Genomic DNA, 23,798 nt, shown 5'->3' with positions numbered 1-23,798 from the left:
GTCGCGACTACCCCAGGAAGCAGCGAACCCCACCGGGACCTGGAACCCGGCGTCACCGCACGACACGCGGCGCCGAAACCTACCCGGCACCACGAAATCAAGATCAACAAGCGTCGCCGGCCCCACATCACGGCGTCACCTACACCCGCATGAAATTTTGAGGTCTGGTCCGCGAAGCGGGAGGCACGCCGACGCCGGAGGTTGTGTGTTGCGGAATGCACGGCTGCTTCGGGTGGCTACGCGGGAAGGTGCGCAAGAACTTCGGCGAATGCTTGCTAAGGGCTGGGGAGGCAACCAATTCGGCTATCGTGTGTGTGCGGACGTCGCCGATGATAATGGTTGAAAGAGCGCCCGAGTCGAAGGTGTAGACTTCGCCATTGGCCGAGACGAAGAAATGGGTTCGCGCCCGCTTGTCAATCGTGCCGGACGCTATTCTCAACCGGGGGTAGGTTTGTTGCAATTGCAGTACCCGTTCCTGGAAACCCGACTGATCGATCTGCATTCGTTCTCGCAGAGCTCGTGGCGATCGCAGGTCCCACCATTGAAACAGATGCCAGGCGAACACCGCGTCAAAATTGGACAACGTTCGTGCGATGTTCTCCAAGTCATCAACATTGCCCGTTGTAACGGTCGTGTTCACTTTGATCGGTATACTATATGCTGCGCAAACACTAATTGCGTGTAGAATCTTCGCGAACCGATCACTTTTTCCTTTGCGGAAATCTGCGATTACGTCTTCTCGACCGCCATCGAGCGGTAGTCCCAAATAAGAAACCCTTCCACTCAGCGCTTTGGCCATCTCGGGCGTGAGACTGTATCCCACGGTATCGATGCCAACATAAAGACCACACGTGTGAGCATGGTCGACAAACTCAAGAATATGTTCCCATTCGAGTGGATCGCGCGAACACTGCGGTGGACATCGAGAGCGCTCTGCCGCAGCTCTTCCGATAGTTCGCAACCAGGACGCGTGGCCCGCATCAACAGTTGGTCGGCCCGGCGCAGCGAGCGAGCAGTGGGCATGCATTGAGCAAGAGTAGTTGCGAGCTGATAACAAACGGTGTCCGTCGGCGCCACCCGAAACTGACTCTCCAGCTCCGCTTCTAGGTCTTTGAAACCAGCGATCGTGAAATTCTCGAACAACAACCGACGCTCGAAAGAACTGTGCCGGTCAATCGACGGTTTGATCCAGTCGACCGGGCGCAGCAGGCTGCCGCGTTGTTGGGATCTCGTTGGGAATGCGGTACCGGGCTCATCGTTTAGCGGTAATACATCAGATGTCACATCGACCTCGCCATTGCTAAGGCACTGTTCGTAGGGTCATTAATGCTCGGATATCCAGTCCATCCTTCCGGCGTCACAGTTGGGGGTCGGTGTGGATTCTTCGTGTGAACATCGGAGATACCACCCGCGGGGGATTAAATTGGTGCATGGCCCTGCCCCTGGGCCGGCCCGGCGACGATGTCGCGTCGGTGAGCCGATATGTGTTCGATCGGCGCGACGAGCCGATCCACATGGCGCATTTCCGCACACCAGACAGCTGTATTGTCCGCCGCTACGGCTTATTGCTCACTAGCGTGTGGTCTGAGTGTTCGCAGATTTTCGCCACCCGCGCTTCATTGCGTGTCCGAAACCATATCGAGAACTTTTCGTTAGGTCAAGCGATTAGTCGTGGTAATTCAAATTTATGGATCTAGCGACAATATCGATCGACTGAGTTGTCGAAATTCTCCTAGTCTAAACCGGATCGCCACACGTGTTGGAAGGGGCGCAGTAATGACGTTGCGGGTAGTTCCTGGGTTTGGCGGCGGCCAGTGCTGCGGTGGAAGCGCTGACCGCTCGTTTGCCGGCTGCACATGCTGCCGCGGCGCCGGTGATTACGTCGGTGGTGCCGCCGGCGGCTGATCCGGTGTCGCTACAGACTGGGATCGGGTTTAGCGCGCTGGGTAATGAGCATGTTGCGGTGGCCGCTGAAGCAGTCGAAGAGCTGGGCCGTTCTGGAGTCGGTGTGGGCGAATCCGGCGCCAGTTATGCGGCCGGTGATGCTGCGGCGGCCGCGACTTATCTGGGTGCTGGCGGCTTGGCATGACGGAACCGGTGTGGATGGCCGCGCCGCCGCAGGTGCAGTCGACGTTGCTCAACGCCCGTCTGGGATCTTGCCTCGTTGCTGGCGGCCGCGGGTTCGTATGGCAGGTCCCCCGATAATCGGCCGACCCTGTCTCTGGAGCCGGGTAGTGTTCGATACCGGTTGCAGTTGATCTCGCTCACTCACCCGCTGGTGTGGTCGATCGCGGATGCCGCCGAGACCGGCTACCGTGTCCTGTTACTGCCCGCCCCCGAGCTTCTTGTAGAAGCTGCCGACGATCGGCGCGACGATGGCGCGCGGCGCATACTGACTTGCCACCGACATGGCCTTCGACGTCAGGCCGGGAACCACGCGCATTTTGTTGCGCTCCAAGGCATCCAGCGATACCCGGGCGGTGTGCTCCGTCGAGATCCACAAAAACTCCGGCACCAGCCTTTCGACCAGCGACGCCTCGGCCTCATCGGGCAAATCGGTACGCACCGGTCCTGGTGCCAGCAGCGTGACATGCACACCGGACCCGCGTAGTTCACCGCGCAACGATTCGCTGAAGGTGTTGGCGAAGGCTTTAGTGGCCGCATAGGTCGCGTTGTACGGGATTGGCGAATTTCCTGCTGCCGAGCCGGAAATCAAAATGCCGCCAGCCTTGCGCTCGACCATGCCGGGCAGCACCGCCAAGGTGAGGTCGTGCACCGCAACGGCATTCAGCTGTACTTGAGCTTTTTCGCCCGCCGGGTCGAGCGACGCGAGCGGACCGAATGTCCCTGTGCCCGCGTTGGCGCACAGGATCGAGATGTGCCGTGCCGCTAGTTCGTCGCACAGCTTCGTCCGCTCATCCGGGTCGGCGAGATCGGCCGGCCGCACCTCGACAGCGACGCGATACTTGTCGGTCAGGCGGGCTGCCAGTTCGGTCAGCAAGGCTTCGCGGCGTGCGGTGACGATCAGACTGTGTCCGCGTGCGGCCAACTCGGTGGCCAGCGCCTCGCCGATATTCTGCGAAGCTCCGGTGACAACGGCGCGGGCGTCGGGACTCGGAGCGGGTATCGGCATGCGCCAATCGTAGACAAGGAGCATGGGCAGTCGGGCGCTGCGGGTCGCTGCCAACACGAATCAAATCGGCAGCGATCGCAAGCGCGATGGAGTCGGGCGCTGCGGGTCGCTGCCAACACGAATCAAATCGGCAGCGATCGCAAGCGCGATGGAGTCGGGCGCTGCGGGTCGCTGCCAACACGAATCAAATAGAGTGCCGGACATGACCAACCGGGGTTTGGGCACATATGTGCGATCTCGGGTAGTGGCCTGGGCGCTGTGGGACTCTGGTTCTACGGGCCTGAACGCGATCGTGACCACCTTCGTGTTCTCCGTCTATCTGACCAGCACCGTGGGGGAGGGCATGCCCGGCGGTAGCTCGCCGGCGAGTTGGCTGGGTCGTGCCGGAGCCGCCGCCGGGGTGACCATTGCGCTGCTGGCTCCGGTGGTGGGTGTGTGGGTCGAATCCCCGCATCGGCGGCGGGTGACGCTGGGCGTCTTGACGGGCCTGGCCGTGGGCCTGACCGCTGCGATGTTTCTGATTCGCGATAGCCCCGGTTACCTATGGCCTGGGTTGGCGTTGTTGGCGGCGACGGCGTCGTGCAGTGACCTGGCCAGCGTTCCGTACAACGCGATGCTGCGCCAGCTCTCGACACCGGAGACGGCCGGCCGGATTTCTGGCTTCGGGTGGGCAGCGGGTTACGTCGGAAGTGTCCTGCTGCTGTTGTTGGTCTATGTGGGCTTCATGGCCGGCGCCGGTGACGTTCGTGGGTTGCTGCACCTGTCCGCCCATGACGGACTCAACGTCCGGGCGGCGATGCTGTTGGCCGCGGCGTGGCTGGCCTTGCTGGCTCTGCCGCTGTTGTTCGTCGCGCATAGACTGCCCGATTCCGTTGGAGTGCCTCGCCCGAATACGAGCATGCTGGGTGCCTATCGAAAGCTGTGGACGGACATCACCGCTGAATGGCGCCGCGACCGCAACCTGGTCTACTTTCTCGTTGCCAGCGCGATCTTCCGGGATGGGCTGGCGGCCATGTTTGCCTTCGGTGCGGTACTGGGTGTCAACGTGTACGGGCTTACCCAGGCCGACGTCCTGGTGTTCGGGGTAGCCGGAAGTGTGGTGGCCGCTGTCGGGGCGGTGCTGGGCGGATTGGTTGACCACCGCCTCGGTTCCAAGCCGGTCATCGTTGCGTCGCTGGCCGCGATCTTGGCCGCGGCACTGACGTTGATGGCGCTCTCCGGTGCGGTGGCGTTCTGGGTATGCGGATTGCTGCTGTGTCTTTTCATCGGACCGTCGCAGTCGTCGGCGCGCGCATTGTTGTTGCGCATGGCTCAGCATGGCAAGGAGGGGGTTGCCTTCGGGCTGTACACGATGACGGGCCGGGCGGTGGCGTTCCTGGGACCGTGGTTGTTTTCGGTCTTCGTTGATGTGTTCAGCGCGGTCCGTGCCGGGTTGGGCGGTATCTGCCTGGTGTTGCTGGTGGGCCTGCTGGCCATGCTGGCGGTGCGCGTTCCGCGCCGCAGCGTCGTCATAGCCACCGAAGCGGTAACCGAGTCGAGTTAGCCGGAGGCGTCGCAGATGGTGAGGCCCACCCCGGTGCGCTGGCGTACCTGAACTCCGGCCACCGTCACCGAGCAGGTCACGTTGTGGCCGATGTTGATAATGGTGACGCTCGCGGGGTGAAGGGAAGACTTGGGCAGGCTCACCTCTTTGCTCCACGGCAGCGCGACGTTGAACTCGGTCTGTATGACGTCACCGGTATCGGTATAGGTCACGCTGATCGCGCGGCCCTCGCCGGTGACGTTGTAGACGACGGTCTGCATCGCGCCGGGGGTGGGCGTCTCGGTGGGCGTGCCAGAGCCTCCCGTCGTTGTGGGCGCCGGCACGATGCTGGGTGTTGGTGTCAGTGTTCGTGTCGTCGGCGGCTTGAGTGTGGAACTCGGGGTGGGCATCGGCGGCAGGGGCTCGACAGCCGTCTGGTTCTTGACCGACATGTTCGCGATCACCAACGCGATGACCAACCCGACGACTAGCAGGACGGCCGCGCCGGCAGCGACCCACAACCATCGCGGCGTGCTCGGACCGTGCGGCGGTGGCGCGACCCCGTGAAGCACTTCGCCCTGCTCCGGGTGGTCCTGCTGCCAATATTGGGGCGGTAATTGTTGGGTCGGGTTCGGTTCGTAGGCGCCGGGCGCCCACTGGGGAATGTGGCCGCTATAGGTGGGCGCATAGGGCGCCTGGCCGGCGTAAGCCGGGTCGACGGGCGACGGATTTACGGGACCCTGCGGCCACGTGGGTGGGGGCCCCGGTTGGGGGGGGTCATACCGCTGGGGTCGGCGTGGATCGTTCATGCCCACCTCATGGTTTGAAGGGTACCTAAGAGTTGGGCGGCGGTGCCGCCGCACCGCTCCGGCGGTAACGCCGTGCCGGACGGAGCCCCTACTCGCCTCGGCTCGGGGCAGCCACCACCGCATTCTTCAGCAACGGTTGATGTCTTCGTACGAGCCGGATATTGTTTTCTTCAACAACCGCTGAAGAAGGTGTCCACGGTAGCGCGGCAACCTTCGCGCGGCGGTGTCAGGAACTGGGGTGAACGGCATGAAATTCGGAATCGACGTACCGACGTGTCTGTCCGGGATGGCCTACCCGGTTTCGTTCGCCACGGCCGACGAGGTGATTCGGATCGCCGTCGAGGCGGAGGCGCTCTGTTTTCACGAGGTCGCCGGCAATGATCATCTGAGCACCCAACGGTTCGTGCGCGAGGCGTGGTCGGTCCCACCGGACTACTTCGAGCCGCTGATGATGCTGGCGACGATCGCGGCCAAGACATCGGTGGCGCGGTTGGCTACCGGGATCCTCGTCTTGCCGATGCGTGAGCCGGTGCTGCTGGCCAAGCAGGTCGCCACACTGGATCAGATAAGCGGCGGGCGCGTCACATTGGCGGTAGCAGCAGGCGGGTACCGGGAGGAATTCGAATCGGTAGCACCGGATCTGGCGGACGCGTCGCGCACCCGGCTGATGGCCGAGGGCATCGAGGCGTTGCGCATTCTGTTTGGGCAGCGTCGGTCGACCTGGGCCGGTACCGCCGATTCTGCGATATCGAGTCGTATCCCAAGCCGGTCCAGTCGCCGTTGCCGATCTTCTCTGGCGGCAATGCCAAGGGCGCCATTCGCCGGGCGGGGGAGCAATGTCAGGGTTGGCTGCCGGCCAAGCTCGGCCCGGACGAAATAGCCTATGGTCGAGACGAAGTCGCGAAATTCGCCCGAGCCGCGGGCCGCGATCCCGCCGACGTGACGATTGGATCGCAGACGGTCGTGTGCCTGGCTCCGACTGCCGAGAAAGCACGTGAGCGCCTGGAGCGGTCGACATTCGAGCTGTTCCGGACCTCCTTGCGGGACACCGTGATGAAAGGCGTGAGTCTGGACAAGTACGTGGCCGACAATCTCATCGGCACGCCGGAGCAGGTGTGCGCCAAGGTAGCTGCGTTCGAACGCGCCGGGCTGGACGGGTTCTACGCCACGTTGTTCGTCGCTAATACGGTGAGCGAAATGCTGGAGCAGATGCGGCTTTTCGCCAAGTATGTGATCCCGGCCTCCCGGCCTCCCGGCCTCTCGGCCGACCCTGAACGCTAGCGGTCAGTGACTCGCAGCGCCGCCACGGTCATGGCACGCATGATGGTGCGGGAACGCATTACCCGCGCCGATCTGGCATCGGCCGATTTCATGCTGTGCGGTGTGGAGTTCAGCAGCCCGAACACGGCGTGCGCCATCAGCCGCGCATCTGCTTCGGCCAGGTCGGGATCACGCTCGCGCAACACCCCCACCCAGACCTCCACGTACTGGCGCTGCGCTTTGCGCACCTGTCGTTCGGCTGCTGCCGGCAGGTGCGCAAGGTCACGGTCCTGGATTCGGATGAGATCCGGTTCACCCAGCGCAAAGTCGAGATGAAAATCAATCAGCCCATCCAACGCTACGGCCGGATCAGAACCGCGGGCCGTCACATCGCGGGCGCCGGCGAGGAGCCGGGAACTGATGCCGACCAACAATTCAACGAGCAGCGACTCTTTGTTGGGGAAGTGCCGATAGATCGCCGGACCGCTGATGCCCGCCGCGGCACCAATGTCCTCCAACCGCACTGCGAGAAAACCGCGTTCGGCGAATAGCCGTTCAGCAGCCGACAACAGCTGCAGACGTCGGTCCGACTTCAACTGACTGCGGCGACTCGGGGCTTCAGGTTGAGCGGGCCGGCCGTCCGGAGCGGACGCTGTCATGACGGCCTCCGTAGAAAACTCGTCCTGGACACTTCGGTTAATCGTCACTAACGTAGCACGAGTTAGTCGATGTTAACCCGTACGCGGTAAGCGGCAGGCGGAGGAACCGTGGCAGCCAACGGGGCTGCAGACCACAGCGCCCTTTCTTATGAGCGAGGTCCCAACGTGCCCGCCCTGCTGGAGACCACCATCGGCGTCAATCTCGCCGAGACCGCCTCCCGGCACGGACAGCGGGACGCGCTGGTCGACGTGCATGCCGGGCGGCGCTGGAGTTATGCCGAATTCCTGGCGGACGTTCGGAGATTGGCAACCGGACTGGTGCGCGCAGGGATCGGCGTAGGCGACCGAATGGGGATTTGGGCGCCCAACCGGTGGGAGTGGGTGTTGGTGCAATACGCGACCGCAGAAATCGGCGCCATCCTGGTGACCGTGAATCCGGCCTACCGATCCAGCGAGTTGCGTTATGCGCTAAGGCAATCCGGAGTCCGCATGATCATCGCCGCGCCGGGCTTCAAGGATGCGGATTACCGGGCGATATTGGCCGAAGTGGCACCTGATTGCCCGGACTTGCGGGAAGCGGTGTTCATGGACAGCGATCGGTGGGACGAGCTGGCCGACGCGCAGGCCGATTCGGCTGTGCTGCAACAGATCACGGCGACACTGACCGGCAGTGACCCGGTCAACATCCAATACACCTCTGGCACAACGGGTCATCCGAAAGGTGTCACGCTCAGCCACCGCAACATCCTCAACAACGGATATTTCGTGGGGGAGCTGCTCGACTACACCGCCGACGATCGGATCTGCATCCCGGCGCCGTTTTATCACTGCTTCGGCATGGTGCTGGGCAATCTGGCGGCCACCAGCCACGGCGCTGCCGTGGTGATCCCGGCACCCGGGTTCGACCCCGCCGCCACCCTGCGGGCCGTCCAGACCGAACGGTGCACCAGCCTCTACGGCGTGCCGACCATGTTCATCGCCGAACTTGGACTGCCGGACTTCACCGACTACGACCTCACCAGCCTGCGTGCCGGGATCATGGCCGGCTCGACGTGCCCGGTCGGGGTGATGCGCTCGGTGATCGAACAGATGCATATGCCGGCGATCTCAATCTGCTACGGCATGACCGAAACGTCTCCGGTCTCCACCCAGACCCGTACCGATGATTCCCTGGACCGCCGGGTGAGCACGGTCGGCCGGGTGGGGCCGCATCTGGAGATCAAGGTGGTGGAGCCGGTCACCGGCGAGACCGTGCCCCGCGGCGTCCCCGGTGAGTTCTGCACCCGAGGTTATTCGGTGATGGCCGGTTACTGGAATGACCCGGAACGGACCGCAGAAGTGATCGACGCCGACGGCTGGATGCATACCGGAGACCTGGCCGCTATGGACGCATGCGGGTACGTGCAGATCACCGGCCGGATCAAGGACATTGTCATCCGCGGTGGTGAGAACATTTCGCCCCGCGAGATCGAGGAGTTCCTGCACACCCACCCCGACGTCGTCGACGCCCACGTCGTCGGCGTGCCCGACGACCGCATGGGCGAAGAGCTCATGGCGGTGGTCAAGCTGCGGGACGGCGCACCGCGGTTGACCATCGCGCGGCTACACGAATTCTGTGCAGGCCGAATCGCCAGGTTCAAGATTCCGCGGTATCTGCGGATCGTCGACGAATTCCCCATGACCGTCACCGGCAAGATCCGCAAAGTCGAATTGCGTCAACAGGCAATCGACTACCTGCGAGGTCGAGGGTGAGGATCCGGATGCTGGTTACCGTCCCTTTACCCGCCGCGCGGGCGATGGTATTGTCATGCCCCGGTTAATGAAGATTAACTGAAGAAATCCAGCCGGCCGAACAGCGAGGAGACTCTGCAAGTAATGGACAAGGTGGTGGCTACCGCCGCCGAAGCGGTAGCGGACATAACCGACGGGTCCTCCCTGGCGGTCGGCGGGTTCGGGCTGTGCGGCATCCCGGACGCGTTGATCTCGGCGCTGGTGGACAGCGGTGTCACTGACCTGGAAACGGTGTCGAACAACTGCGGCATCGACGGGGTTGGTCTGGGGGTATTGTTGGAACACAAGAGAATTCGTCGGACTATCTCCTCGTATGTGGGGGAGAACAGGGAGTTCGCTCGTCAATTCCTGGCCGGCGAACTCGAGGTCGAACTCACCCCGCAGGGCACGCTGGCCGAGCGGCTGCGCGCCGGCGGAATGGGCATCCCGGCCTTCTACACGCCGGCCGGCGTGGGTACCCAGATCGCCGACGGCGGGCTGCCGTGGCGCTACGACGCGTCGGGTGCGGTTGCGGTGGTCTCTCCCCCCAAGGAGACTCGCGAGTTCGACGGTGTCACACATGTTTTGGAGCGGGGAATCCGCACCGACTTCGCGCTGGTGCATGCCTGGAAAGGGGACCGGCACGGCAACCTGGTGTACCGCTACGCCGCCGCGAACTTCAACCCCGAGTGCGCGCCCGCGGGGAGGATCACGATTGCCGAGGTGGAACACCTCGTCGAACCGGGTGAGATCGACCCGGCGATGGTGCACACCCCGGGTGTGTTCGTGCAGCGGGTGGTACACGTGCCCAATCCCGCCAAGCGGATAGAGAAGGAGACGGTGCGTTGATGACCGCGCCGACGACGATGCAGTGGGGGCACCTCCCGATTGCGGGGGAGAGTGGCGCCAAATGACTTGGAGCAGAGACGGGATGGCCGCACGGGTGGCCGCCGAATTCCGAGACGGCCAGTATGTCAACCTCGGCATCGGAATGCCCACCTTGATTCCCAACCACATTCCCGAGGGCGTGACCGTTGTCCTGCACTCCGAAAACGGGATCCTGGGCGTCGGGCCATATCCCAAGTCCGAGGACCTCGATGCCGACCTGATCAACGCCGGCAAGGAGACGGTGACCACGCTGCCGGGCGCGGCGTTCTTCGGCTCGTCGACCTCTTTCGGCATCATCCGCGGCGGCCATCTCGACGTCGCGGTGCTTGGCGCCATGCAGGTTTCGGTCACCGGCGACCTCGCTAACTGGATGATCCCGGGCAAGATGGTCAAGGGCATGGGCGGCGCGATGGACCTGGTGCACGGCGCCCGCACAGTGATCGTGATGATGGAGCATGCGGCCAAAGACGGCAGTCCCAAGATCGTCGAGCGGTGCACGTTGCCGTTGACCGGCGTGGGCTGCGTGGACCGCATCGTCACGGAATTGGCAGTCATCGATGTCTGCGACGACGGCCTGCATTTGATCGAGACCGCGCCCGACGTGACGGTCGAAGAAGTCGTGGCGAGAACCGAACCACGGCTCATATTGCGGGATCTGGTTACCCCGTGACCGCCGTCGCCGCACCGTCCTTCGCCGACCAGCACCGCCGGCTGGTTACCGAGTTGAACACCAAGCTCGCCATTGCTGCATTGGGCGGCAGCGAACGCGCCCGAGAGCGTCACGTCAGCCGTGGCAAGCTGTTGCCCCGGGAACGGGTGGATCGGCTGCTCGATCCGGGCAGCCCGTTCCTGGAGTTGGCTCCCTTGGCCGCCAACGGGATGTACGACGACGAGTCGCCGGGCGCGGGGATCATCACCGGAATCGGCCGGGTATCCGGGCGCGAGTGCGTGATGGTCGCCAACGACGCGACGGTCAAGGGCGGGACCTACTACCCGATCACGGTCAAGAAGCATCTGCGCGCCCAGGAGATTGCGCTGCAGAATCGACTGCCGTGCATCTACCTGGTCGACTCCGGCGGCGCCTTCCTGCCACGCCAGGACGAGGTGTTTCCCGACCGCGAGCATTTCGGGCGGATCTTCTACAACCAGGCGACCATGAGCGCCAAAGGAATTCCGCAAGTGGCGGCGGTACTGGGCTCCTGCACGGCCGGCGGCGCCTATGTGCCGGCGATGAGCGACGAGGCCGTCATCGTCCGCGAGCAGGGCACCATCTTCCTGGGCGGTCCGCCACTGGTCAAGGCCGCCACCGGCGAGATCGTCACGGCCGAGGAGCTCGGCGGCGGCGACTTGCACTCGCGGATATCGGGTGTCACCGACCATCTCGCCGACGACGACGAACATGCGTTGCGGATCGTGCGCTCCATCGCGGCCACCTTCGCGCCCCGCGGTCCGGCTCAGTGGGATGTGGGGCGTGCGGTGGACCCCAAATACCCGCAGGCCGAGCTCTACGACGTCGTGCCCCCGGACCCGAGGGTGCCCTATGACGTCCACGAGGTCATCCTGCGACTGGTCGACGGCAGCGAATTCACGGAATTCAAGGCGAAATACGGCAAGACCCTGGTTACCGCCTTTGCCCGCATCCACGGACACCCCGTCGGCATTGTCGCCAACAACGGCGTCTTGTTCAGCGAATCCGCGCTCAAGGGGGCGCATTTCATCGAACTGTGCGACAAGCGGAAGATCCCGTTGCTGTTCCTGCAGAACATCGCCGGGTTCATGGTCGGCCGTGACTACGAAGCGGGCGGTATCGCCAAACACGGCGCCAAAATGGTCACCGCCGTGGCCTGTGCCCGCGTGCCGAAGCTGACCGTCGTGATCGGCGGATCCTATGGCGCCGGCAACTATTCGATGTGCGGACGGGCCTACTCGCCGCGCTTCTTGTGGATGTGGCCGAATGCGCGGATCTCGGTGATGGGCGGTGAGCAGGCGGCGTCGGTGCTGGCCACCGTGCGCGGCGAGCAGCTGTCCGCGGCCGGCACGCCCTGGTCTGCTGACGATGAGGAGGCGTTCAAGGCGCCGATTCGTGAGCAGTACGAGTACCAGGGCAACCCCTACTATTCGACCGCCCGCCTGTGGGACGACGGTATCATCGACCCGGCTGATACTAGAACTGTTGTCGGGCTTGCTCTTTCAGTGTGTTCCCGGGCACCGCTGGAACCGGTTTCCTACGGCGTCTTCCGGATGTGACGTGATGTTTGACACGGTATTGGTGGCCAACCGCGGCGAGATCGCGGTACGGGTGATCCGCACCCTGCGCCGGCTGGGTATCCGCTCGGTGGCCGTCTACAGCGACCCCGACGCCGGAGCGCGGCATGTGCTGGAAGCCGACCAGGCGGTACGGCTTGGGCCCGCCCCGGCGCGTGAGAGTTACCTGGACATCGACAAGGTGCTCGACGCCGCCGCGCGCACCGGATCGCAGGCGATCCACCCCGGCTACGGGTTCCTTTCCGAGAACGCCGATTTCGCGGCGGCCTGCGAGCGCGCCGGGGTCGTTTTCCTCGGGCCGCCGACGCACGCGATCGAGGTGATGGGCGACAAGATCACCGCCAAGAACGCGGTCGCCGCCTTCGACGTGCCGGTGGTACCCGGTGTTGCGAAGCCGGGGCTCAGCGACGACGACCTGGTGGCGGCGGCCGACGAGGTCGGCTATCCGGTGCTGATCAAGCCGTCCGCGGGCGGTGGCGGCAAGGGTATGCGGTTGGTCGAGGACCCGGCGCGGCTGCGTGACGCGTTGGTGAGTGCGCGTCGTGAAGCCGGCTCCTCCTTCGGTGACGACACGCTGTTCTTGGAGCGATTCGTAATGCGGCCCAGGCATATCGAGGTGCAGGTGCTTGCCGACACGCACGGCAACGTGGTGCATCTGGGCGAGCGTGAATGCAGCCTGCAGCGCCGCCATCAGAAGGTCATCGAGGAAGCGCCGTCGGCGCTGCTCGACACTCAGACGCGGGCGCGAATCGGCGCCGCCGCCTGCAACACCGCCCGCAGCGTCGACTACGTCGGGGCTGGAACGGTCGAATTCATCGTCTCCGCCGAGCGTCCCGACGAGTTCTTCTTCATGGAGATGAACACCCGCCTGCAAGTGGAACACCCGGTCACCGAGGCGGTCACCGGGCTGGATCTCGTCGAGTGGCAGCTACGGGTGGCTGCCGGCGAGAAGCTGCCATTTGCACAGGACGACATCGAACTTTCCGGACATGCGATCGAGGCCCGGGTGTACGCCGAGGATCCCGCACGCGGCTTTCTGCCCACCGGTGGGCGGGTGCTGCGGGTGATCGAACCCGCCGGTGCCGGTGTGCGGGTGGACTCGTCGCTGCTGGCCGGCACGATGGTCGGCAGTGACTACGACCCGATGCTGAGCAAAGTGATCGCGCACGGGGCCGATCGCGAGCAGGCGCTGGCGCGGCTGGACCAGGCGCTGGCGCACACCGCGGTCCTGGGCGTGCAGACCAATGTCGAATTCCTGCGATTCCTGCTCGCTGACGAGCGGATGCAGTCCGGGGATTTGGACACCGCACTGCTGGACGAGCGGGTCGCCGACTTTGCGCCGCTGGCGGCGCCCGACGACGTGTTCGCGGCGGGTGGCCTCTACGTGCAGTGGGTGCTGGCTCGCCAAGCTGCGGGCGACCTGTGGGCCGCCCCGAGTGGATGGCGAGTCGGTGGCGGCGGCGCCCCGGTGCGAACCGCGATGCAGACTCCGCTGCGTACCGAGACGGTGTCGGTGTGGGGCTTGCCGGAGGCGGCCCGGGTTCAGGTCGGCGACGGTGAAACCATGGGCGCCAGTGTGCAACTCGAGCGGGACCGGATGAGCGTGACGCTGAACGGGATGCGCCGTGACTACCGTTGGGCCGAGGCCGACCGCCACCTCTGGATCGCCGACGAGCGCGGAACCTGGCATATCCGCGAGGCCGAAGAGCGCAAGATTCATCGCGCTGCCGGCGAGCGGCAAGCCGAAGTCGTCAGCCCCATGCCCGGCAACGTCATCGCGGTGCAGTCTGCCTCCGGCGCCGAGGTTGCCGAGGGCGACGTGGTGGTGGTGGTCGAGGCGATGAAGATGGAACACGCGCTCACCGCACCGGTTTCGGGGCAGCTGGAGGTGCTGGTGTCCGTCGGGGAGCAGGTGAAGGTCGACCAGGTGTTGGCCAGGATCAAGGATCAAGGATCATGACGACAATGATTACCGCGGGAACGCTGCCCAAGGAATATCAAGACCTTCGTGACACGGTGGCCGACTTCGCGCGCACCGTGGTCGCGCCGGTTTCGGCCAAACACGATGAGGAGCACAGCTTCCCGTACGAAGTGGTCGCCAAGATGGGTGAGATGGGGCTGTTCGGCTTGCCGTTCCCCGAGGACTACGGCGGCATGGGCGGCGACTATTTCGCGTTGGCGCTGGCGCTGGAAGAACTCGGAAAGGTCGACCAGTCGGTGGCCATCACCTTGGAGGCCGCGGTGGGTCTGGGTGCGATGCCGATTTTCCGGTTCGGCACCGAAGAACAGAAACGCAAGTGGTTACCGGATCTGACCGCCGGCCGTGCGCTGGCCGGTTTCGGACTGACCGAGCCCGGTGCGGGCTCCGACGCGGGCAGCACCCGCACCACCGCTCGCCTCGAGGGGGACGAGTGGATCATCAACGGCAGCAAGCAGTTCATCACCAACTCGGGCACCGACATCACCTCGCTGGTCACCGTCACGGCGGTCACCGGAAGCGTGGCCGAGGGCAAGAAGGAGATCTCGACGATCATCGTGCCCAGCGGCACAACGGGATTCACCGTCGAGCCGGTCTACAACAAGGTCGGCTGGAATGCGTCGGACACCCACCCGCTGACCTTCACCGATGCCCGCGTGCCGGCCGAAAACCTGCTGGGCGTCCAGGGAACGGGTTATGCCAACTTCTTGTCGATTCTCGACGAGGGCCGTATCGCAATTGCCGCGCTGGCGACCGGGGCGGCGCAGGGCTGCGTCGACGAGAGCGTCAAGTACGCCAAGGAGCGTCAGTCGTTCGGCCAGCCGATCGGTTCCTATCAGGCGATCAGCTTCAAGATCGCGCGGATGGAAGCGCGGGCCCATGTCGCGCGCACGGCATACTACGAGGCCGCGGCAAAGATGTTGGCGGGCAAGCCCTTCAAGAAGGAGGCGGCGATTGCCAAGATGGTCTCCTCGGAAGCGGCGATGGACAACGCCCGCGACGCCACCCAGATTCACGGCGGCTACGGTTTCATGAACGAATACCCGGTGGCGCGTCACTACCGCGACAGCAAGGTCCTCGAGATCGGTGAGGGCACCACCGAGGTGCAGCTGATGCTGATCGCACGATCACTGGGGCTGTCGTGAGCGGACCGGCCGGCGAGCGTGAACCTGGCGACGCCACATCGGCGAGTCGCGTCGCAGAATCCACTGTCGGCGCAAGGATTGTCCAGAGAGGTTTGTGGTTCGAAGAGTTCGAGATCGGCAGCACCTACCTGCACCGGCCCGGACGCACCGTCACCGAGGCAGATAACGTCGTGTTCACCACCCTGACGATGAACACCCAATCGCTGCATCTCGACGCGGCCTGGGCTGCCGAGCAACCGGGTTTCCGCGGTGAGCGGCTGGTGAACTCGATGTTCACCCTCTCGACGATGGTCGGGCTGTCCGTGTCGCAGCTGACGCTCGGTACCATCGTGGCCAACCTCGGCTTCTCGGAGGTGTCGTTTCCCAAGCCGGTCTTTCACGGCGACACCCTGTACGCCGAGACGGTGTGCACCGGCAAGCGGGAGTCGAAAAGCCGTCCCGGCGAAGGCATTGTCACCCTGGAGCACACTGCACGTAATCAGCACGGCGAGGTAGTCGCCCGCGCGGTGCGCACCACGTTGGTCCAAAAACGGCCGGTCGAGGAGGCGCGATGAACCTGCGCGCCGCGGGCCCGGGGTGGCTGTTCTGCCCGGCCGACCGCCCGGAGCGCTTCACCAAGGCCGCCGCTGCCGGTGACGTGGTGATCCTCGATCTCGAAGACGGTGTGGCCCAAGCGGAGAAGTCTGCTGCGCGTCAAGCGCTGCGTGATAACCCGCTGGATCCCGAACGCACCGTGGTGCGCATCAACGCGGCCGGTACCGATGAGCAGGCCCGTGACTTGGAGGCCTTGGCCGCCACCGCGTATCCGACGGTGATGCTGCCCAAGGCCGAGTCGGCGGCACAGGTGGCCGCGCTCGCACCGCGCGACGTCATCGCGCTGGTGGAGACGGCGCGCGGTGCGGTATTTGCCGCCGAGATCGCCGCCGCCGACGGCACCGTGGGAATGATGTGGGGGGCCGAGGACCTGATCGCCACCCTGGGCGGCAGCTCCAGCCGGCGCGCGGACGGCGCCTACCGGGATGTGGCCCGCCACGTGCGGTCAACGATTCTGCTGGCGGCGTCCGCGTTCGGCCGTTTGGCCCTGGATGCCGTGCACCTGGATATCCGCGACGTCGAGGGCTTGCAGCAGGAGGCGATCGACGCTGCCACGGTGGGTTTCGACGCGACAGTGTGCATTCACCCGAGCCAGGTCCCGGTGGTGCGCAAGGCGTATCGACCCAGCGACGAGAAGCTTGACTGGGCGCGGCGAGTGCTGGCCGCCTCGCGAAACGAGCGCGGGGTGTTCGCGTTCGAGGGGCAGATGGTCGACTCACCGGTGCTGCGGCACGCGGAAATGCTGTTGCGGCGGGCGGGGGAGTCCGCACTCGGGTGACGACGGCTTTGCTGTCGGCGGTCCCGAGGCGCGGCCGTCGGACCGCGCCGGGCGGCCTCGTCTGACCAGTTGGGGTGCTCCCGACACGTCCGCACCGGCGCAGCCGATCAGCCCGGTGTCTTCGGATTTGGGAGCATAATGGGAGAAGCGCCAGTGTTGCGGCGATCCGAGCCGAATGTTCAGCCAGCTGCTGACTCCGGCTCGAAGCAGCTGCTGGCTCAGCTTTTGCTATCGACCCGCCGCACCACGCGCGCCGACGCGAAGATGCGGCCTGCCCGGCGGCATCCTCACCACGGCGTAACCGCGTGAGCTGAGGAGGCGGTATGGCTCGGAAGAGTCAGACACCGATGACGGTCGACCTCGAGCCGGTGCAACTCGTAGGCCCAGACGGCACACCGACCGCGGAAGAGCGGTACAGCCGTGATCTGTCCACGGAAACACTGTGCTGGCTCTACGAGATGATGGTGGTCACCCGGGAGCTGGACGACGAGTTCGTCAACCTGCAGCGCCAGGGCGAATTGGCGCTGTTCACACCCTGTCGCGGCCAGGAGGCTGCCCAGGTGGGAGCGGCCGCATGCCTGCGCGCGACCGACTGGTTGTTTCCGCAATACCGCGAATTGGGCGTATACCTGGTGCGCGGTATCCCGCCCGGACACGTGGGCGCCGCATGGCGCGGAAGCTGGCATGGCGGGCTGGAATTCACGACAAAATGCTGCGCTCCGATGTCCGTTCCGGTCGGCACCCAGACATTGCACGCCGTCGGCGCCGCGATGGCCGCCCAACGTCTCGGCGAGGACTCGGTGACTGTCGCCTTCCTGGGCGACGGCGCCACCAGCGAGGGCGACGTCCACGAGGCGCTGAATCTCGCGGGCGTATTCCGGGTGCCGTGCCTGTTCTACGTGCAGAACAACCAGTGGGCGATATCGACGCCAGTCCGAAAGCAGACGGCCGCTGTTTCCATCGCGCACAAGGCAATTGGCTATGGCATGCCCGGCATCCGAGTGGACGGCAACGATGTGCTGGCGTGCTATGCGGTGATGGCCGAGGCCGCCGCGCGGGCCCGAGCCGGTAACGGTCCCAGCCTGATCGAGGCGGTGACCTATCGCCTCGGCCCACACACCACCGCCGACGACCCGACCCGGTATCGCGACCAGCAGGAGCTGGATCGGTGGCTGGCTCTGGACCCGATTCCGCGCTTTCGACGCTACCTGCAGGGCCTGGGGCTGTGGTCGCAGAGCCTCGAGGACCGGGTCGCCGCCCGTTCGGCGGGGCAACGGGCCGAACTGCGTGATGCCGTGTTCGACGCGCCCGATTTCGATGTCGACGAACTTTTCACCGCGGTCTACGCCCACATCACGCCGGAGTTGGAAGCGCAGCGCCGGCAGTTGCGCGCCGAACTGGCGCGGACCGAGTAGGGAGGCGTCCATGACTCAGCTTGCCGATCGCCCAACCCCCTCGGAGGAAAGGCTGCCGCTGTCGCAGTTAGCTCAACCGCTGGGGCCGGCGCCGCACCCGATGACCATGGTGCAAGCGATCAACCGCGCACTGCACGACGCGATGGTCGCCGACGAGCGGGTCCTGGTCTTCGGTGAAGATGTAGCGACCCAGGGCGGGGTATTCCGGGTGACCGAAGGACTGGCTGAAACATTTGGCGAAGCCCGTTGTTTCGACACACCGCTGGCGGAGTCCGCGGTGATCGGGATCGCCGTTGGGTTGGCGTTGCGTGGGTTTGTGCCGGTGCCCGAGATTCAGTTCGACGGCTTCACCTACCCGGCGTTCGACCAGATTGTCAGCCACTTGGCCAAGTATCGCTTCCGCACCCGCGGTCAGGTAGACATGGCGGTCACGGTCCGGGTTCCGTCGTTTGGCGGTATCGGCTCGGCCGAACATCATTCGGAGTCCACCGAAACTTATTGGGCCCACACGGCGGGTCTGAAGGTGGTCGTTCCGTCGGAGCCGTCGGATGCCTACTGGCTGTTGCGGCATGCCATCGTCTGCCCCGACCCGGTGATGTACTTGGAGCCGAAGCGCCGGTATTGGGCTCGCGGGGTCGTCGATACCAGCCAGCCGGGGGCCCAGATCGGGCGGGCCGTCGTGCGGCGGGCCGGTGGCGATGTCAGCGTGCTGACCTACGGTGGCTTAGTGGGTACGGCGCTCGCAGCCGCGGATGTCGCTGAGCGGCAACGAGGTTGGAATCTCGAGATTGTTGATTTGCGTTCGTTGGTGCCGTTGGACTTCGCCACCATCGCGGAATCGATCAGCCGGACGGGACGGTGTGTGGTGATGCACGAGGGGCCACGAAATGTGGGCTATGGTGCGGAGCTGGCCGCTCGTATTCAGGAAGAGTTGTTCTACGACTTGGAAGCTCCGGTGCTGCGCGCCTGCGGCTTCGACACTCCGTATCCACCGGCACGTCTGGAGAAGGCGTGGCTTCCCGGCCCGGATCGGTTGCTGGACTGCGTGGAGCGGGTTTTGGGGCAGCCGTGAACCCCGAACCGCAGCGGATCAAGGACTTTCTGGTTCCCGACCTTGGGGAGGGACTCGACGAAGTCACGGTGACGTCCTGGAACGTCTCGGTGGGTGAGGACGTGCAGCTCAACCAGGCCCTGTGCTCGGTAGAGACCGCCAAGGCGCAGGTCGAGATCCCCAGCCCGTTCGCCGGGCGGATCGTCGAGATCGGTGGCGCCGAAGGTGATGTCCTCCAGGTGGGCGCGATGTTGGTGCGCATCGATACCGCACCGGATCGGGCAATGGCGGCAGCAATGGTTGGCGATGGTGAGGCCGGCGCACCGACGCTGGTGGGGTATGGGACCGACGCGGATTTCGACAGCAGTAGACGAGGCACTCGGCCGGCTCGGCCGCGCGCGGTGCCGTCGGCGCGCAAGCTGGCCAAGGAATTAGGGGTTGATCTGGCCGCACTGCAGCGCGGGCCGGACGTCGCCCGGGTGATCACCCGCGCGGACGTTCTCGCCGCAGCTCATGTGTCCGGGATTGATGCGGACGTACGGCCGGTGCGTGGTGTGCAGGCCCGGATGGCGCAGCGAATGATTAAGTCTCACAAGGAGATCCCCGATGCGCAAGCCAGCGTGCAGGTTGACTGCAGCGGTTTGTTGGAGCTGTCTGAGACGCTTCGCACTGGCTGCGGGGACATCACACCATTCGTGCTGACACTGCGTCTTGTTGTTATCGCTTTGAGCCATCACATGGTTCTCAATTCGACGTGGGTTGACTCGGCTTCCGGCCCGCAGGTGCATGGCTACCGTCGTGTGCATTTGGGGTTTGCCGTGGCCACCGAGCGGGGACTGCTGGTCCCGGTGATCACCGACGCGGAACAACTGACCACCCGCGAACTTGCCTGCCGTACAGCCGAATTGATCAGCGGTGCGCGCGAAGGCACGCTCGCCCCGGCCGAGTTGGGTGGTTCGACGTTTACCGTGTCGAACTTCGGGGCGTTGGGCGTCGACGACGGTGTGCCGGTGATCAACCATCCCGAAGCGGCCATCCTCGGGATGGGAGCCATCAAGGCGCGGCCGGTGGCCGTCGGCAACGAGATCGTCGCCCGGCCGACGATGACGTTGACATGCGTTTTCGACCACCGCGTGGCCGACGGCGCCCAGGTGGCCCGGTTCCTGTGCGAACTACGTGACCTGATCGAGTCGCCGGCGACAGCATTGTTGGACCTCTAACGAAAAGTCAGTGTGCCGTGCGGTCTTGGTGGCACGACTCCCAAGTCGGCACTCCTGGTCGATGAAGCCCGCGCCGAACGAGGAGCGGTTCGGCATGACAGCCGTAATCGTGTGACCCGAACTGTCCAAAAATCGTCGTCATTTCATCACGATCCCTAATTGCCTGAGCAAACCATATTAGGATTCCAACACGCCGGCAACATCGGCACTTGCGGGGGCTCACCCAACTGACCACCTCCAACCGTTGTCAAACCAGCAGCCTGCGTAACGAACCCCTTGGACACGGTCCCGGCAAAACCCAACGTGCCGACGCCTCGCTCGGCAGCCATTGGCGGCTCCGCGAATCCGCCGATGTCGTGTCCCGGAGCACCTCCCGACGCCGAGACCATAGACGTTGCCGCCAATGGCGCCGACATAACCGCCAGCGGCTCCACACCGCCGACGGCCGCGCCCGTCACAGGTGCGGCAACCGCACCCGACATGGTGCTCGCGTTCATGGCGGCAGCAGCCACTGAAGCCGACAGCGCCGCTTCGGCCGCCAGGGGACTCGCCAGCGTCGAAACAATCCCTACGCTCAGGTGCGTGATCCAGTAGATCACCGCATTGGCGATGTCATAGCCCAGCACAAAAGGCATCATCATGAAGGCGAGAGCCATCACTCCGATAGTAAACCACGTGAGGCTCAGATACTGTAATATATTCGCCGCGAAAGCCGAGTACCCAAGCAATTCGGCTAAGACAGCGGCAAACAGCCATAACGGCGATAGAATTATCACCGAAATTACAAAGAGCGTGAAAAATGGAACGCCGATGATCTCTATCAGCATAGTTTCCATTAAGCCCCACAGCAAAGTCCATAGTGGAAACGGGTCATAGCCGAGGGCCTGACCAATTGCCGCGATGTCGCTGATCTCGCCGGTGCAGGATTTGATGATCACGGGTGCCGGCGGGGTGCGCGGCGCCGAGGTCAATGCGGTGGTACTGAACCCCTCATAGACACTCATCGTGGTAGCGGCTTGGATCCACATCCGCACGTAATCGGCCTCGTTCAGCGCGATCGGGATCGTATTGATGCCGAAGAAATTCGTCGTGACCAGCACAGCATGGGCCGCGTGGTTGGCAGTCAATTCGCCCAATGTCGGCATCGCGGCCAACGCCGTAGCATAGGCCCCGGCCGCAGACTCGTGCGCAGCGGCAGCGGTAGCGCTATCGGCACTGGCCTGCATCAACCACGCCACAAACGGCGCATAGGCACCCACGCATATCTCGGCGCTCGGACCCTGCCACGCCTCCGCCTGCATGGCGCCCAACACCGTTGAGAGCTCTTCGGCCACCGACGCATACTCAGCACTCAGCGACGACCACCCCGCGGCCACCGTCAACAGCGAACTCGGACTTGGACCTGCGCTCAGCAACGCCGAATGCACCTCCGGCGGCGACGCCAACCAGATCGGCGCGGTCATGACAAACCGCCATAAACCCCGTACCCGGCCAGTGCCCACTGATCACCGGCAGCGTCACTTGCCGACCGCGCCAAGCCTGCGGCGTTGTGGGGTGTCACCCTCGTTGCTACCGTGGCGACGGCAGCGGCCCAAGGCTCCGGCGGCAAGCTCAACAACACAGCCGCCATGCTTTCCGAACGCATCTCACCCACCGGCATCCGCCGGTGGGGACACGGATCTAACCGGCACATGACACGCGCCGCCAATGTGTTGCTGTCCTTGTCAAGGTGCGCGGTCGCGTTTGCCAGGGAGATTCCGTGCACGTGAGTGCCAGTGCTCCCAACGCCACACCGGACGTGTAGATGCGGCGCCGCGATGTGGGCGGTCGGGTGGCGATCAAGGTTGGGTCGAAGTTGGTTGCGACGGCTGGGCGCCCGTCTTGGGGCTTGGGTCGTCTAGGTGGTCGTCCGGAAACATGTGCTCGCAACCTTTCGGTAGGACTGCGGTCACCCGGCCGCGAGTGCGTCGCCATGTGCGCTTGCCGGACAACGCTGGGTACCGCGTTGTCGGGGTTACCAATCCGATACATTTGACTGGTTGACAATACACATGAATGGCTATACGCAACCATGATGAGCGGCTGGACCGCAGCGCAACCATCCCCCGGACGGGGGAAAATCAAACCCCCCGGGTGGGGGGTCGTACGTCCGCCGACTGGGGGACATCGGAGCCCTTGCGAGCGAGGGTCGGAACGAGGAAAGCCCAGAAATGCTGACGTGTCTTGGTCGCGCCCGGGCCGTCGCATCATCGAAGGTTGAGTGCTGACGAAAACGTCAACCACACGAACATGCGCGTGAATACTGATCACGGAGCAGAGGTGCTCGCTGCGGTCACGGCGCCGTTGCGGGGACCGACCTGAGACGGGGTGCGCGGCGTAGATGCGATCACCCGGATGGCACGGCTTCTGGAGGTGTCTACCTCTGGCTTCTACAAGCATGTGAAGCGTTCGGTAACAACAGAATTAGGCGCTCGAGAGCAGCGGAAGGCCGACCTGACTGTGAAGATCATCGACCATCATCGCGAATCCGCCGGGGTGTATGGCTCGCCCCGGATCACCGCTGATTTGCGCGCCGCCGGCGAGGTGGTGTCGGAGAAGACGGTCGCCAAGATCATGGCCGAGATCGGTGTTGTCGGGATCAGCCCGCGCACGTTCAAAGTGCGCACCACGATCGTCGATCCGACCGCGTCGTTCCCGGCTGGCCTGGTCAATCGACACTTCGATCAGGGTCGATGTGATGCCGTGTGGAGTTCGGATATCACTTACCTGACGTGCGGGGAAGGCGACATGTTCTTATGTGCGCTGCGCGACGAGCATTCACGACGGGTACTGGGCTGGTCGGTGGCCGATCACATGCTCACCGAGCTGGTCACCGATGCGCTGGCCCAGGCGGTCGCGGTGCGCGAGGGCAATGTCGGTGGCACCATCATGCACAGTGACCGCGGGGCTCAATTCACCGCGCAGGCGATGGTGCGGGCTTGCGCTGAGGCCGGTCTGCGCAGGTCGATGGGGGCGACCGGGATCTGTTGGGACAATAGCGGTTCGGAGTCGCTGTGGTCGACGTTCAAACACGAATACTATGTCGCTTGCCAGGGTGATGGGACCACCTGATTGCCAGGGGGATGGGACCACCGTGGCGCGTTATTGAGGATGCTCGTGTTTGGTGTTGGGGTCAACTTGGTCGCGCTGAGGCCGGGCGCGTTGGCGGTAGGACGGTCCTTCGATGACGAGTGTGTGTGCGGTGGAGGTCAGCCGGTCGATGGCTGATTGGGTTAGGAGCGTATCGGCGGTCATGGTGAGCCATTCGGTGG

The 23,798-nt window shown here is 64.4% G+C and carries 19 protein-coding genes and 3 pseudogenes; 16 read left to right on the top strand and 6 right to left on the bottom strand.

Annotated elements, in window-relative coordinates; genetic code table 11:
- Window positions 1-139: 139 nt before the first annotated feature.
- On the bottom strand, window positions 140-1,027 hold the full coding sequence (locus EET03_RS32755) for a radical SAM protein (protein WP_341868763.1): 888 nt from the start codon (window positions 1,025-1,027) through the stop codon (window positions 140-142).
- Between the two features lie 403 nt (window positions 1,028-1,430).
- Between EET03_RS32755 and EET03_RS29870 the strand changes: the two genes are divergently transcribed.
- On the top strand, window positions 1,431-1,697 hold the full coding sequence (locus EET03_RS29870) for a hypothetical protein (RefSeq protein ID WP_136625726.1): 267 nt from the start codon (window positions 1,431-1,433) through the stop codon (window positions 1,695-1,697).
- A 79-nt stretch (window positions 1,698-1,776) separates the two neighbouring features.
- Window positions 1,777-2,089: pseudogene (locus EET03_RS18650) on the top strand (PE family protein).
- 234 nt (window positions 2,090-2,323) lie between these two features.
- Here EET03_RS18650 and cmrA read toward each other — a convergent pair.
- On the bottom strand, window positions 2,324-3,133 hold the full coding sequence (gene cmrA / locus EET03_RS18645; RefSeq protein ID WP_075542231.1) for a mycolate reductase: 810 nt from the start codon (window positions 3,131-3,133) through the stop codon (window positions 2,324-2,326).
- A 202-nt stretch (window positions 3,134-3,335) separates the two neighbouring features.
- Here cmrA and EET03_RS18640 point away from each other — a divergent pair, with 202 nt between their 5' ends.
- Window positions 3,336-4,676 (top strand): MFS transporter, encoded by a 1,341-nt coding sequence (locus EET03_RS18640; RefSeq protein WP_063469828.1) that lies wholly within the window; start codon window positions 3,336-3,338, stop codon window positions 4,674-4,676.
- On the opposite strand, the gene EET03_RS18635 is transcribed toward EET03_RS18640, so the two are convergent.
- Window positions 4,673-5,464 carry an MmpS family transport accessory protein gene (locus EET03_RS18635; protein ID WP_099193654.1) on the bottom strand — a complete coding sequence of 264 codons (792 nt, stop codon included), beginning with the start codon at window positions 5,462-5,464 and terminating at the stop codon, window positions 4,673-4,675. The two genes, EET03_RS18640 and EET03_RS18635, sit on opposite strands and share 4 nt — an antisense overlap.
- A 247-nt stretch (window positions 5,465-5,711) precedes the next feature.
- On the opposite strand from EET03_RS18635, the pseudogene EET03_RS33085 reads away from it, so the two are divergent.
- A pseudogene (locus EET03_RS33085) lies at window positions 5,712-6,745 on the top strand (LLM class flavin-dependent oxidoreductase).
- Here the strand turns inward: EET03_RS33085 and EET03_RS18620 are convergent.
- Complete coding sequence (locus EET03_RS18620) at window positions 6,742-7,383, bottom strand: SACE_7040 family transcriptional regulator (protein WP_075540673.1); 642 nt, start codon at window positions 7,381-7,383, stop codon at window positions 6,742-6,744. The pseudogene EET03_RS33085 and the gene EET03_RS18620 sit on opposite strands and share 4 nt — an antisense overlap.
- A 108-nt stretch (window positions 7,384-7,491) precedes the next feature.
- Between EET03_RS18620 and EET03_RS18615 the strand changes: the two genes are divergently transcribed.
- The 11 genes from EET03_RS18615 to EET03_RS18565 all read left to right on the top strand — a co-directional run bounded on the left by EET03_RS18615 (window position 7,492) and on the right by EET03_RS18565 (window position 20,487).
- Window positions 7,492-9,135, top strand: a complete 1,644-nt coding sequence (locus tag EET03_RS18615; RefSeq protein WP_075540672.1) for an AMP-binding protein — start codon at window positions 7,492-7,494, stop codon at window positions 9,133-9,135.
- Between the two features lie 123 nt (window positions 9,136-9,258).
- On the top strand, window positions 9,259-10,002 hold the full coding sequence (locus tag EET03_RS18610) for a CoA transferase subunit A (RefSeq protein WP_075540671.1): 744 nt from the start codon (window positions 9,259-9,261) through the stop codon (window positions 10,000-10,002).
- A gap of 61 nt (window positions 10,003-10,063) precedes the next feature.
- Window positions 10,064-10,711, top strand: a complete 648-nt coding sequence (locus EET03_RS18605) for a CoA transferase subunit B (protein ID WP_075540670.1) — start codon at window positions 10,064-10,066, stop codon at window positions 10,709-10,711.
- Window positions 10,708-12,288, top strand: a complete 1,581-nt coding sequence (locus EET03_RS18600; protein ID WP_075540669.1) for a carboxyl transferase domain-containing protein — start codon at window positions 10,708-10,710, stop codon at window positions 12,286-12,288. The genes EET03_RS18605 and EET03_RS18600 overlap by 4 nt, the downstream gene beginning before the upstream one ends.
- 4 nt (window positions 12,289-12,292) lie before the next feature.
- Window positions 12,293-14,266 (top strand): acetyl/propionyl/methylcrotonyl-CoA carboxylase subunit alpha, encoded by a 1,974-nt coding sequence (locus EET03_RS18595; RefSeq protein ID WP_075540676.1) that lies wholly within the window; start codon window positions 12,293-12,295, stop codon window positions 14,264-14,266.
- Window positions 14,263-15,429, top strand: coding sequence for an acyl-CoA dehydrogenase family protein (locus EET03_RS18590; RefSeq protein ID WP_075540668.1), 1,167 nt, complete (start codon window positions 14,263-14,265; stop codon window positions 15,427-15,429). The genes EET03_RS18595 and EET03_RS18590 overlap by 4 nt, the downstream gene beginning before the upstream one ends.
- A complete protein-coding gene (locus tag EET03_RS18585; RefSeq protein ID WP_099193652.1) occupies window positions 15,426-15,983 on the top strand; it encodes a MaoC family dehydratase in 558 nt (185 codons plus the stop codon). Before EET03_RS18590 ends, EET03_RS18585 begins: the two co-directional genes overlap by 4 nt.
- Window positions 15,980-16,801 carry an HpcH/HpaI aldolase/citrate lyase family protein gene (locus EET03_RS18580; protein ID WP_075540667.1) on the top strand — a complete coding sequence of 274 codons (822 nt, stop codon included), beginning with the start codon at window positions 15,980-15,982 and terminating at the stop codon, window positions 16,799-16,801. The genes EET03_RS18585 and EET03_RS18580 overlap by 4 nt, the downstream gene beginning before the upstream one ends.
- 323 nt (window positions 16,802-17,124) lie before the next feature.
- The gene (pdhA, locus tag EET03_RS18575; protein ID WP_075540666.1) at window positions 17,125-18,216 is read left to right on the top strand and encodes a pyruvate dehydrogenase (acetyl-transferring) E1 component subunit alpha; all 1,092 of its coding nucleotides are present in this window, start codon (window positions 17,125-17,127) and stop codon (window positions 18,214-18,216) included.
- 10 nt (window positions 18,217-18,226) lie between these two features.
- Window positions 18,227-19,288, top strand: a complete 1,062-nt coding sequence (locus EET03_RS18570) for an alpha-ketoacid dehydrogenase subunit beta (RefSeq protein ID WP_075540665.1) — start codon at window positions 18,227-18,229, stop codon at window positions 19,286-19,288.
- Entirely contained in the window at window positions 19,285-20,487 is a 1,203-nt protein-coding gene (locus EET03_RS18565; protein WP_075540664.1) for a dihydrolipoamide acetyltransferase family protein, read from the top strand. The genes EET03_RS18570 and EET03_RS18565 overlap by 4 nt, the downstream gene beginning before the upstream one ends.
- A gap of 155 nt (window positions 20,488-20,642) precedes the next feature.
- Here the strand turns inward: EET03_RS18565 and EET03_RS18560 are convergent, their stop codons facing one another.
- Entirely contained in the window at window positions 20,643-21,950 is a 1,308-nt protein-coding gene (locus tag EET03_RS18560; RefSeq protein ID WP_075540663.1) for a PPE family protein, read from the bottom strand.
- 931 nt (window positions 21,951-22,881) lie between these two features.
- Between EET03_RS18560 and EET03_RS18555 the strand changes: the two genes are divergently transcribed.
- Complete coding sequence (locus EET03_RS18555; RefSeq protein ID WP_082274373.1) at window positions 22,882-23,598, top strand: IS3 family transposase; 717 nt, start codon at window positions 22,882-22,884, stop codon at window positions 23,596-23,598.
- A 30-nt stretch (window positions 23,599-23,628) separates the two neighbouring features.
- On the opposite strand, the pseudogene EET03_RS31740 reads toward EET03_RS18555, so the two are convergent.
- A pseudogene (locus EET03_RS31740) lies at window positions 23,629-23,798 on the bottom strand (ATP-binding protein); the annotation flags it as partial.

Origin of the sequence: Mycobacterium innocens, from assembly GCF_900566055.1 — a bacterium.
Taxonomy (GTDB): domain Bacteria; phylum Actinomycetota; class Actinomycetes; order Mycobacteriales; family Mycobacteriaceae; genus Mycobacterium; species Mycobacterium innocens.
The sequence above is the reverse complement of the archived record's forward strand: the minus strand, read 5'-3'. Positions and strand labels throughout refer to the sequence as shown.

Bases quoted from the DNA above. Each gene is read 5' to 3' on its own strand.
- EET03_RS32755 (WP_341868763.1), bottom strand. From the start codon at position 1,027: ATGCATGCCCACTGCTCGCTCGCTGCGCCGGGCCGACCAACTGTTGAT.
- EET03_RS29870 (WP_136625726.1), top strand. From the start codon at position 1,431: ATGGCCCTGCCCCTGGGCCGGCCCGGCGACGATGTCGCGTCGGTGAGC.
- cmrA (WP_075542231.1), bottom strand. From the start codon at position 3,133: ATGCCGATACCCGCTCCGAGTCCCGACGCCCGCGCCGTTGTCACCGGA.
- EET03_RS18640 (WP_063469828.1), top strand. From the start codon at position 3,336: ATGACCAACCGGGGTTTGGGCACATATGTGCGATCTCGGGTAGTGGCC.
- EET03_RS18635 (WP_099193654.1), bottom strand. From the start codon at position 5,464: ATGAACGATCCACGCCGACCCCAGCGGTATGACCCCCCCCAACCGGGG.
- EET03_RS18620 (WP_075540673.1), bottom strand. From the start codon at position 7,383: ATGACAGCGTCCGCTCCGGACGGCCGGCCCGCTCAACCTGAAGCCCCG.
- EET03_RS18610 (WP_075540671.1), top strand. From the start codon at position 9,259: ATGGACAAGGTGGTGGCTACCGCCGCCGAAGCGGTAGCGGACATAACC.
- EET03_RS18605 (WP_075540670.1), top strand. From the start codon at position 10,064: ATGACTTGGAGCAGAGACGGGATGGCCGCACGGGTGGCCGCCGAATTC.
- EET03_RS18595 (WP_075540676.1), top strand. From the start codon at position 12,293: ATGTTTGACACGGTATTGGTGGCCAACCGCGGCGAGATCGCGGTACGG.
- EET03_RS18590 (WP_075540668.1), top strand. From the start codon at position 14,263: ATGACGACAATGATTACCGCGGGAACGCTGCCCAAGGAATATCAAGAC.
- EET03_RS18580 (WP_075540667.1), top strand. From the start codon at position 15,980: ATGAACCTGCGCGCCGCGGGCCCGGGGTGGCTGTTCTGCCCGGCCGAC.
- pdhA (WP_075540666.1), top strand. From the start codon at position 17,125: ATGGCTCGGAAGAGTCAGACACCGATGACGGTCGACCTCGAGCCGGTG.
- EET03_RS18570 (WP_075540665.1), top strand. From the start codon at position 18,227: ATGACTCAGCTTGCCGATCGCCCAACCCCCTCGGAGGAAAGGCTGCCG.
- EET03_RS18560 (WP_075540663.1), bottom strand. From the start codon at position 21,950: ATGACCGCGCCGATCTGGTTGGCGTCGCCGCCGGAGGTGCATTCGGCG.
- EET03_RS18555 (WP_082274373.1), top strand. From the start codon at position 22,882: ATGGCACGGCTTCTGGAGGTGTCTACCTCTGGCTTCTACAAGCATGTG.